The sequence below is a fragment of the Flavobacterium sp. genome, from assembly GCF_035456225.1.
GTDB lineage: Bacteria > Bacteroidota > Bacteroidia > Flavobacteriales > Flavobacteriaceae > Flavobacterium.
This window is the reverse complement of record NZ_DATIDM010000066.1, coordinates 1-9,752: the sequence shown is the minus strand read 5'-3', so window position 1 is coordinate 9,752 and position 9,752 is coordinate 1. Positions and strand designations below refer to the sequence as shown.

Annotated in this window: 10 protein-coding genes; all 10 read right to left on the bottom strand. The window is 37.6% G+C overall.

All coding sequences use genetic code 11. The annotated features are described in order from the left end of the window. Window positions 1-376, bottom strand: a 376-nt coding sequence (locus VLB74_RS03880; RefSeq protein ID WP_325202146.1) for a DUF3037 domain-containing protein, incomplete at its 3' end; no start/stop codon positions are given. Then, a complete protein-coding gene (locus VLB74_RS03875; protein WP_325202145.1) occupies window positions 354-1,145 on the bottom strand; it encodes a HipA family kinase in 792 nt (263 codons plus the stop codon). The genes VLB74_RS03875 and VLB74_RS03880, both read right to left, overlap by 23 nt. A gap of 89 nt (window positions 1,146-1,234) precedes the next feature. Continuing rightward, window positions 1,235-2,107 (bottom strand): ACP S-malonyltransferase, encoded by an 873-nt coding sequence (gene fabD, locus VLB74_RS03870; RefSeq protein ID WP_325202144.1) that lies wholly within the window; start codon window positions 2,105-2,107, stop codon window positions 1,235-1,237. A gap of 335 nt (window positions 2,108-2,442) precedes the next feature. Continuing rightward, complete coding sequence (locus VLB74_RS03865) at window positions 2,443-2,973, bottom strand: YceI family protein (protein WP_325202143.1); 531 nt, start codon at window positions 2,971-2,973, stop codon at window positions 2,443-2,445. 96 nt (window positions 2,974-3,069) lie between these two features. After that, window positions 3,070-3,786: a pirin family protein gene (locus VLB74_RS03860; protein WP_325202148.1), complete on the bottom strand. Its 717-nt coding sequence runs from the start codon at window positions 3,784-3,786 to the stop codon at window positions 3,070-3,072. A 284-nt stretch (window positions 3,787-4,070) separates the two neighbouring features. Then, on the bottom strand, window positions 4,071-4,643 hold the full coding sequence (locus VLB74_RS03855) for a Crp/Fnr family transcriptional regulator (protein WP_473964692.1): 573 nt from the start codon (window positions 4,641-4,643) through the stop codon (window positions 4,071-4,073). A 183-nt stretch (window positions 4,644-4,826) separates the two neighbouring features. Then, on the bottom strand, window positions 4,827-7,166 hold the full coding sequence (locus VLB74_RS03850; RefSeq protein ID WP_325202142.1) for an Ig-like domain-containing protein: 2,340 nt from the start codon (window positions 7,164-7,166) through the stop codon (window positions 4,827-4,829). Window positions 7,167-7,566: 400 nt separating this feature from the next. Further along, on the bottom strand, window positions 7,567-7,917 hold the full coding sequence (locus tag VLB74_RS03845) for a DUF6370 family protein (protein WP_325202141.1): 351 nt from the start codon (window positions 7,915-7,917) through the stop codon (window positions 7,567-7,569). 155 nt (window positions 7,918-8,072) lie between these two features. Further along, window positions 8,073-8,735: an energy transducer TonB family protein gene (locus VLB74_RS03840; RefSeq protein WP_325202140.1), complete on the bottom strand. Its 663-nt coding sequence runs from the start codon at window positions 8,733-8,735 to the stop codon at window positions 8,073-8,075. A 235-nt stretch (window positions 8,736-8,970) separates the two neighbouring features. Then, window positions 8,971-9,752: formate-dependent phosphoribosylglycinamide formyltransferase (gene purT, locus VLB74_RS03835; RefSeq protein WP_325202139.1), on the bottom strand; the 782-nt coding region annotated here is incomplete at its 5' end.

The window sequence follows — 9,752 nt, the reverse complement described above, 5'->3', positions numbered from 1 at the left end:
CCAATTCCTTAAATAATTTTTCAAAAGTCTTATCCAAATCCATACTAAATCCGGGATGTGGTCTTGAAGTTTGTATGCTTGAACTCCTAACAGCAGTAAGCCAACGGAAACGTTCTGCGATTTCAAAAGTGGCAATAGGTCCGCCTTCGCTTTTTCCTGAACAGATTTTAGTGAATGATGTCAGGTTTTCTTCCAATTGTTCCAGATCAAAATCCGGGCAGAACGACTTTATTTTTTCTGCCGGGATTTTATGTTCTATTCGTAAATATTTTTCCCGTTTGGAAAAAAGTATCAATCCGATGTTGATGAATTCTTCGCGTTCAACTTTTGGTACGACACGAATTACGGCGTATTCATATAGGTGTTTTTCGTGCATCTTGTGTTTGTTTTAAAAATAGGTCTGCGTTTGCTAATCGAATCGATAAAAACTGAAAATAAACTTCTTTGATTTCCTCAGGAGAAATTGCTCCGTTTTCCCATTGTAACCAATCGCTCGGAATTAAATTTACGAGTTCTCTCAGAACCGTTTCGTTCAATTTCTCGGTAAACTCTTTATGAACCTCTTCCATTTTTGTTGCTTTTGGTAATAAAACATGATCTTTTATCAGAGGAAAAGGACTCATAGCATTCGCTTTCCAATTCTCCCAGGAATGGTGAAAGTAAAAAGAAGCGCCGTGGTCTATCAACCAAAGTTCTTTGTGCCAAATAAGTAGATTGGTGTTGCGAAAAGTTCGATCCACATTAGTGATGAAAGCATCCAGCCAGACTATTTTTGAAGCCAATAACGCATCACAATTATTTACGGCAGCATCATAGGTTATTGCTCCCGACAGATAGTGCAATCCTAAATTCAATCCTTGACTGAATTGTAATAAATCCTGAATTTCCTCGTCACCTTCCGTTCTTCCAAACCCTTCATCTAGTGTGGCAAAAACCAATTCCGGGACGGGCAAACCTAAGAAACGGGCAATTTCTCCACCCAGTAGTTCGGCAATCAGTGCTTTTACTCCATGACCGGCACCGCGGAATTTCAAAACGTATTTAAAATCGTCATCGGCTTCGGCCAGTGCCGGCAATGAACCTCCTTCGCGCAATGGAGTTATATACCGGATTACATTTACGGTTCGTAAATTTTCAGGATTCATAGTGTATAATTCTTGTATAACAAAGATATCATTAAAATAAAAAACTCCGGCGGACAACCGTCGGAGTTTCAAATGTCAATTTTTAAGAGTTACGCAGAAATCGTTTCTACTTCCTTATTGATTTTATTAACCAGTCCAACTAATACTTTTCCTGGTCCTACTTCTGTGAATGAAGTAGCACCGTCGGCAATCATTTGCTGAACCGACTGTGTCCATTTCACCGGAGCTGTCAATTGGATAATTAAGTTCTTTTTAATTTCATTTGCATCGGAAACCGCACTGGCAGTAACGTTTTGATATACCGGACAGATTGGTGTATTGAATGTGGTAGCTTCGATGGCAGCCGCCAATTCTTCACGTGCCGGTTCCATCATCGGTGAGTGGAAAGCACCACCAACCGGAAGTATCAAAGCGCGTTTGGCTCCGGCTTCTTTCATCTTTTCACAAGCTTCTTCTACGGCTTTTAATTCGCCCGAAATCACCAATTGCCCTGGACAATTATAGTTAGCCGCAACCACGACACCGTCGATAGAGGCACAAATGTCTTCCACTATTTTATCGTCAAGGTTCAATACTGCGGCCATAGTTGAAGGTGTTATTTCGCAAGCTTTCTGCATCGCTAAAGCGCGTTGTGAAACCAATTTCAAACCATCTTCAAAAGATAAAGAACCATTGGCTACCAAAGCTGAAAATTCTCCTAACGAATGACCCGCAACCATTTCCGGTTTAAAATCTTCCAGGGTTTTCGCTAAAATAACCGAGTGCAGGAATACTGCCGGTTGTGTAACTTTGGTTTCCTTTAACTGTTCCGCCGTACCTTCAAACATGATATCGGTAATACGGAAACCTAAAATTTCGTTCGCTTTTTCAAACAGTTCTTTTGCTAAAGAGGAAGTTTCATATAAATCTTTACCCATTCCGGTGAATTGTGCACCCTGACCCGGGAAAACGTATGCTTTCATAAAATTAAATTTAAAGATTGAAGAATTTAAAGATTGAAAAAATGGTATTCAATCGAAGTGCAAAAGTAATAATTTTTTTGAAGCGTTGTTTCCGGTGTATGCTTCACAGGGATTTGCTCTCATTGGTGGTGTCAGAAAAGTTTTTTGCGTTCAGGAAGTTGAAAAGCCTGTAATTCAAAATGAACCACAGGCTTTTCTTCATCAATCAAAAGGTATTAATTCGGGGTGTTATGCTTTTAACCGTTGTGTTTCCACATCGAGTTTTACATCATCACTCAATAAAAAACGTCGGTTATCTGATGGGTCGTTCCATTTTAGGTTTCAGCCTTTGCAATTTATTGTTTTACAAACTGTAATTCGATTTCCAATTTCACCTCTTCACCTACCAAAACCCCTCCGGCTTCCATTGCAGAGTTCCAGTTTAAACCCCAGTCTTTTCGGTTGATTTTTCCATTAATAATAAATCCCGCTTTGGTATTTCCCCAGGGATCTGTCATCAGGCCGCTGAATTCTGCGGGAAGTTTTACGAACTTGGTTACACCTCTTAATGTCAAATCGCCTGCAATTTCGTAGTTATCATCATTAGCTTTAGTGAATGACGATGCTTTAAATGTCATTTTAGGATGGTTTTCTGCATCGAAGAAATCGGCACTTTTTAAGTGGTTGTCGCGGTCTGCATTTCTGGTGTCTACCGAGTCGATATCAGCTGAAAACTCTATTGTTGAATTTGTGAAATCATCTCCTTCAGTAATTATATTCGCATCATAATTCAGAAATTTTCCCGATACGTTTGTAAACATCATATGTTTTACTTTAAATCCTATTTCCGAATGTGTTTGGTCAATGGTCCATTTTGTTGTTGCCATAATTTTATTTTTTTAATTGTTGTTATTGTAATTTGATGAGACAAAATTACATTGTAGTTGTTGTTCAGGTACTTAACCTAGATTAAGAAATTGTTTTTAGAATTGCATAGGAACTTCCATAAGTAAAAATTCAGCTTGCGAATCTGCTTTGATGGAAACTTTGTCGGTATTCCAGATGCCCAAGCCATCTCTTGTGTTCAATTCCTGGCTGTTAACTTTAATATCGCCATTGAGTACAAATACATACAAACCATTACCTTGTTTTTTGAATTGGTATTCGGTCGTAACATCTTTGTCAAATTTTCCCAAGTGAAACCAAGCGTCCTGATGAATCCAAACTCCGGCATCTTCTGCATTTGGTGAGAGAATCTGTTGTAGTTTATTGTGTCGGTCTTCCGGATTAAGTGTGATTTGATCGTATCTTGGATTTGCACCTCTTTTATTCGTGATAACCCAAATCTGTAGAAATTTCACTTCTTTATCCTGATTTTTGTTGTATTCACTGTGTTGAACTCCTGTTCCGGCACTCATTACCTGGATGTCTCCATTTTTAATCACCGTTTTGTTTCCCATACTGTCCTGATGTTCTAAATCACCTTCCAGAGGAATACTGATGATTTCCATATCCTGATGCGGATGTTTTCCGAATCCCATTCCGGCCGCTACTGTATCATCATTCAATACGCGCAGCGCTCCAAAATTCATGCGTTCCGGGTTGAAATAATTGGCAAAACTAAATGTGTGAAAACTTTGTAACCAACCGTGATTTGCGTTTCCTCGTGTATTGGCTTTGTGTAAAATGATATTTTCCATAATTTTTGAATTGGTGTTTTGAATGTGATTGAACCCTACCGTTTCTTCGGAGGTGCTTTTAGCCAAAGCGGTTCCGGTGATTATAGCACCACCGCCTAAAATCGTTTTTCGGATAAAATCTTTTCGGTTCATAACTATTGTTTTGATGTGACAAAGTTATGATGTGTCTATGTCTGAAACACTTAACCTACATTAAGAAATGATTATAGGCAGCGCGGATCCGGTTTTCAGTATAAGGATGTTTGCTAAAAGCAGTGATTGTTTATTGAGGTTGAAAAGCGCAACTATTTTTTCAAAAGACGAGCCTTCATTTTACTGAAAAATTCAGGGGTAACTCCAATGTAAGAAGCGATTTGTTTTTGTGGCAGGCAGTGGATCAATTCCGGGTATTTTTTACTGAACTTGTCGTAACGCGCTTCGGCAGTAAAACTCATATTGTCGATTAACCGCTGTTGATTGGCGACCAGTGAATTTTCAATCAGAATACGGAAATAACGTTCTAACTTCGGAACCTGAAGGTATAGTTTTTCTTGATTTTCTTTGGAGAGCAGAAATACTTCGGCATCTTCGTTGACTTCTATGAATAGTTGTCCCGGTCGTTGGGAAAGATAACTGTACATGTCGGCAATCCACCAGCCGGGACAGGCGAAACTCATTACGTGTTCCACGCCGTTTTCATCGACGGTGTAGCTTCTGAGGATGCCTTTGAGAACAAAAAAAGAATGTGTGCAGATTTCCCCTTCCTTTAAAAGGATGGTTTTTGCTTTGAACTGTTTGTTCTCGAATAAAGCCAAAACAAGTAGCTGCTCTTCAGTAGTGAGTGAGACGTGTTTGGCGATATTTTCTATTATAAGCATTATTCAAAGATAATTATATTTATGTGGGAAATAGATGTATTTTCAAATATAATTTTACTTGTCTGGCTTCTTCTTTAAAAAAGGTTGAGATAAAAAAAGCCCCTTTATATATGAATTATTTTCATATAAAAAGGGGCAGAGTTTAGTGTGTTGTCCGGATTTTATCCGAGGGTAATCTTTATCTTAAGGCATTAAAGCTTTTTTTACAATGGTTTGCTTGTTGTCAAATGTTACTTTAACAAGCAGAATTTGTGAAGCTGCAGGAAGACCGCTGGTGCGGAATTCTTTTGAAAGGATACCATCCTGACGGTAGATCAATTTTCCTAAAAGATCACGTACTTCTACTCCTGCAATGTCTGAACCGGTTGATTTTACAGTAATTTCTTTGTCCTTGGTAAGGATAATCAGTGATTCAGTATTGTTTGTTAGTGTATCTACACTTAATGTTTCATTTGTAAAACGCAATTCGAAACGATTATTGAATACTCCGCTGGTAGTCGTAAAGGTAAATGGTGCTACTTTCAAATCGTGATAAATTCCAGTGGTATTGTCGAATAAATAAATATTCTGATTGCCGAATAAGCCGTCGAAATTTTCTAAATTAATCGTGAAATCACCATTAAGAGATGTTGTATATCCGATTGGGACAATATCTGTATTGGCAAAAGGAAGTGCACGTCCCTGAATGGATAATTTTTCGTTTGCTAACAGTGAATAAATTGAAACCATGTTTTCTGAAGGCAAAGTCTTTCCGTCAAATAATCTGTCCAATTCGTTTGTAGCGTTTTGGATGTAGCCAACCAATGATTCGTTATAAGCGCCTTGAGTATTGCTTAACGACAGCCAAATGCGGTGTTTTTCTAGAGCAACACCAGTTGTGTTGTTATTGTTTTCTTCATTTCTGAAGAATTGGTTATTATTTCCGGATACACGCATTGAATTCCTGAAAGTTGCTGTGTAATTTCCGTTAGCTATAGCCGAATTCGCGTCTATGAAGAATCCTTGACCTGCGGCAATTTTTCCTGTGGGAACAGGACCTCCGGAGATAGCGGCAGTTTTTACGCCTCCGGTAAGATTGTATTTCGCATAGTCGTTAACGGTATAGTTGTAAGTGTGGTCGCCTTGATTAGCGCTGCTGATAGCAGTGTTGTGTGTCCAAAGATAAATCGTTCCGTCTACAATGCTTGAATTGGCTGCATCTGTTAAAAACAAGTCGATATTAATAGCCGACGGATATGGGTTTCCGATTAAGTTAAGAACACCGGCTCCTTTTACTATTGGTGTAATAATAGTACCGTTGTTAGGGGTTCCGGTGAAATTTGTCTCTACTGTTTGTGGTGTATCGTAATTAAGATTGTTTGGCGCTCTTCCGATGTAACCTTTTCCAAGAACCATCGTAGAACTTCCACTTTCCTGTACCCAGTTGTTAATGCTTGGACTGTAAGCATACAACAAAGAATTTGTTGCCAATTGACTTAATGCAGCATTAGCTACCGGTGATGACCAATACGTATAGTCATATCGTTTTAGCGGAGTAGTACTTCTTTTGTAGTTGATATTTCCGGAGTTTACTGCTGATGCATTAGTTTGTAGTAAGCTACTGTTGTTTTCAAAAGTTAATGCCCCACCGGTTACTGTAATATTGTCCGCAAGTGCTAAAGTATTTCCGGAATTAATGACAACATTTCCGGAATTAACCTGGCAAGAACATCCTGTAATATCAGAAGAAGAAGAGTAGTTTCCTGCAAAAACAATTTTTTGAGAACTTGTAGGAGGAGTACCTTTTGACCATGTTGTACCGTTCCAGATGTTGGTATCCGTCAATACTTTGATTTCTTTTCTTGGAGTTGTAAAGGAACCAATTGTTGCTTCAACATAATAAGTGGTTGATGAAGGAATAACGGGAGTTGTATACGTCGCTGAATAAGGAGCGGACGTTGCATTTATGGTTAAAAATGGTGTGCCGCCACTTGCTACTGTATACAAATTATAAGTTGTTGCTGCAGTAGGTGCCGGGTTCATTGAAGCGGTTATAGTGGAACTTCCTGAACCGCAAACCGAAGTAGCGGTTGCAGTAACCACATTGAAGCCACCGCCGGTTACAAGTGTTGGGAAATCTGATGCAACACCACCACTACCATTACAAGAAGCTACTTTGACATTTCCTATTCTAATCAAATCGGAAGCGCTGCAATTCCCTCCGGCATTTAAGCTTCCTCCGGTTTCAATTATAATCGATGATCCTGCTGGTAGGTCTAAATTGTAATTACCGTTGGAAAAATCGATTGTAGCATTGTTTCTGATTACGAAAGTAAAACCGCCTAAACATGGAAAGTCCAAATTTGAATTCATTACTAAATTAGTACTTGTGATTCCATCACCAAGGTAAATGGTTGTACAAGAACTAAATGTAGCGCAATTTATTGAGCTTGAATTTACGCTAGTTCCTGAAATAGTGCATTGACCTGTACTTTCAAAAGAAAAGAAAATGATTGCAATAAGAAGTAGTAGAATTTTTTTCATCGTATTTTTATCTGAAAACTACAGCCGTTTGGTTGGTGTAATTTTTTTGCAAAAATACTTCCGGGTATTGGTTTGGATTAGAAAAAAACGTTAAATGGTATAAAAAAAACGATAAAGTGTAAGTTTTGTTTTTTTTGTAAGTCCTTTATTTCTTTTTCTTTGCGCTATTTTTAGTAAAAAGCGTATTTTAATGCTTATTTTTTAAAATAATGTGATTTTTTCGCTTTTTTTTGCTTTTTCCGAAAAAAGTAAAATCGCTTTTTTTGTCTTTTTTTGACAAAAATGAGTAGCTTTTAATAGGAAATATAGTAAGGTGAAAATTTAAAAAAGACGTTTTTTACACTTTTTGTGAAAGAAAATGTCTTTTTTTATTGTAGGATTAAAGTCGGAAATTTGAGGCCTATTTAGAGCCCACTCTTTTTTCTTCAATTAATTCGAAAGAAGTTGTTTTGAAGCGATTTTCTGCAATTTCGCCTGAAACTTTTGCTTTTCTCACCGCATTGCAGAAACCATCCTTGGCATGAGCGTCTCCATGTTGGTCTATTGTGGTTCCGTCTACAAAATACGATTTCCCATCAATGCGCACTGCCAGGTCACAACCTGGGGCTTTCATTCCGAATTGACATTGGCCGCAGGAAACTTCAACGATTTGATCCTTAACGGAATTTTTTTTATCCTGCGCTTTTTTATCTTGAGCATTAACTGCAATAACCGATAAAAAGAATAGAAAAGAGAAGATTTTTTTACCCATAATATTTTGTTTTTTGGTGTTAGTAATACTTTAATTATGAACTTATGATTTCACAGTTACTAAAATAGCTGTTTTTTTTGTATTTGGAATAGTTCGGCAGTTGTCGGTCCTATAAAATAATATTCTTCTCATCGCGGTCTTGAAATTATACCAAATTAATGATAACCATTACTGTTTCTGTAAGGTCTTCCGCTGTAGCCGGTATTATTTATTTGAAAAGTTATTGGTAAGGAAATTTTTTTCTTATGAAAGTTTGGATCATCTGTTGGAATATAGAATTTAGGCAGGTTCAAAAAAGCTTCAATTATTTTGTTTTCAAGCTCTTTTGATTCGATGGATGATCGTAATATTTTAATGTCTGTGGCTTTGCCATGCTCATCAATACTGAAAACAACCATTATTTTAATTTCATTAAGAGCTTCGCGAAAAGAAAGTTTTGATATATCAATTTTTTGAGCAATGGTTTTATAGGTATTTGAAAGGCAATTTTTTTTGACAGCTGTATCTTTGGCACAAGCTTCAAAAATGGGTGTAATAGGGTCTTCGAAATTGTCTATTTTGTTTTTTTCGAAGATCATGAGTTTATTGTTTTTTACAACAAACTCACAAAGAATATTAATCTTGTATTCACTGTGTTCTTTTGTTATTAAACTTACAGCTGGAGTAAATTTTGGAAGGGATTTTACCATCAATTTGATATAGTTATCAAAAGAAGCTATTCCCGAATTAATTGCTGTTGAGTCTGCAACAATGTATCCTGATTTGTTAATTAAATAAGAAAGCTGAAATTGTAATGAATCATTTTCCTTTAATTTCATCCGTTTAATAAAGAGTGAGTCGGATTTGTTACTAATATGCAATTGTGTTTTATTGTAAATATCCAATAACTTATCATTGAAAGCTAAATTTTCAGAACTACCAAAAAATGTCGGAACAGCTTTGTTCTGTGGATTGTTGTAATAATTTTGAGAAAAACTCAAAAACGAAAACAATAGTAATAGAAGTGTTAGAACTTTTTTCATTAACATCTGCATTAAAAAATAAAGGGCAAATTTATGAATTAACGGTTACTAATACGGCCGTTTTTTTCGCTCGTTCCACAACCTCTTCTACAGGAGTGTCCAAACTGTCATTTGACAATACTACTCCCATTCTTCTGTAGGGCCTTGAAGTCGGTTTTCCGAAGATTCTAAAATCAGTTTTCGACAAGCCAGCTACTTTGTCGATTCCGGTATAGGTTGGTTTTTCCGAATTTTCAGAAGCTAAAATCACCGCGCTTGCTCCAACTTTCTCCAACGTGATCTCGGCAATTGGTAATCCTAAAATGGCGCGAAGATGCAGTTCGAATTCATTGAAGTTCTGTGTGCCTGATAAGGTTACCATTCCGGTATCGTGAGGACGTGGGGATAATTCGGAGAAATATACGCCTTCATCCGTGAGGAAGAACTCGACACCAAATAGTCCGGCACCACCCAAAGCTTCGGTTACTTTTTTTGCCATGTCTTGCGCTTCTTCGATATCTTTTTGTGAAACTCGTGCCGGCTGCCAGCTTTCCTGATAATCGCCGCGCTCCTGTCTGTGCCCGATGGGTGCGCAAAATAAGGTATGGTTGTTATTTTGGGTAACCGTCAGTAAAGTGATTTCCGAATTGAAATTCACAAAGGCTTCCACGATTACTTCGATGATGTCGCCTCGGGAGCCTTCCACGGCATAATTCCATGCTTTTTCGATATCGGTTTCGGTTTTTATGGTAGATTGTCCTTTTCCGGAAGAGCTCATCAGCGGTTTTACCACACAGGGAATATCCACTTCAGCCACAGCTTTTTCCAATTCTT

Bases quoted from the DNA above. Each gene is read 5' to 3' on its own strand.
- VLB74_RS03875 (WP_325202145.1), bottom strand. From the start codon at position 1,145: ATGAATCCTGAAAATTTACGAACCGTAAATGTAATCCGGTATATAACT.
- fabD (WP_325202144.1), bottom strand. From the start codon at position 2,107: ATGAAAGCATACGTTTTCCCGGGTCAGGGTGCACAATTCACCGGAATG.
- VLB74_RS03865 (WP_325202143.1), bottom strand. From the start codon at position 2,973: ATGGCAACAACAAAATGGACCATTGACCAAACACATTCGGAAATAGGA.
- VLB74_RS03860 (WP_325202148.1), bottom strand. From the start codon at position 3,786: ATGGAAAATATCATTTTACACAAAGCCAATACACGAGGAAACGCAAAT.
- VLB74_RS03855 (WP_473964692.1), bottom strand. From the start codon at position 4,643: ATGCTTATAATAGAAAATATCGCCAAACACGTCTCACTCACTACTGAA.
- VLB74_RS03850 (WP_325202142.1), bottom strand. From the start codon at position 7,166: ATGAAAAAAATTCTACTACTTCTTATTGCAATCATTTTCTTTTCTTTT.
- VLB74_RS03845 (WP_325202141.1), bottom strand. From the start codon at position 7,917: ATGGGTAAAAAAATCTTCTCTTTTCTATTCTTTTTATCGGTTATTGCA.
- VLB74_RS03840 (WP_325202140.1), bottom strand. From the start codon at position 8,735: ATGAAATTAAAGGAAAATGATTCATTACAATTTCAGCTTTCTTATTTA.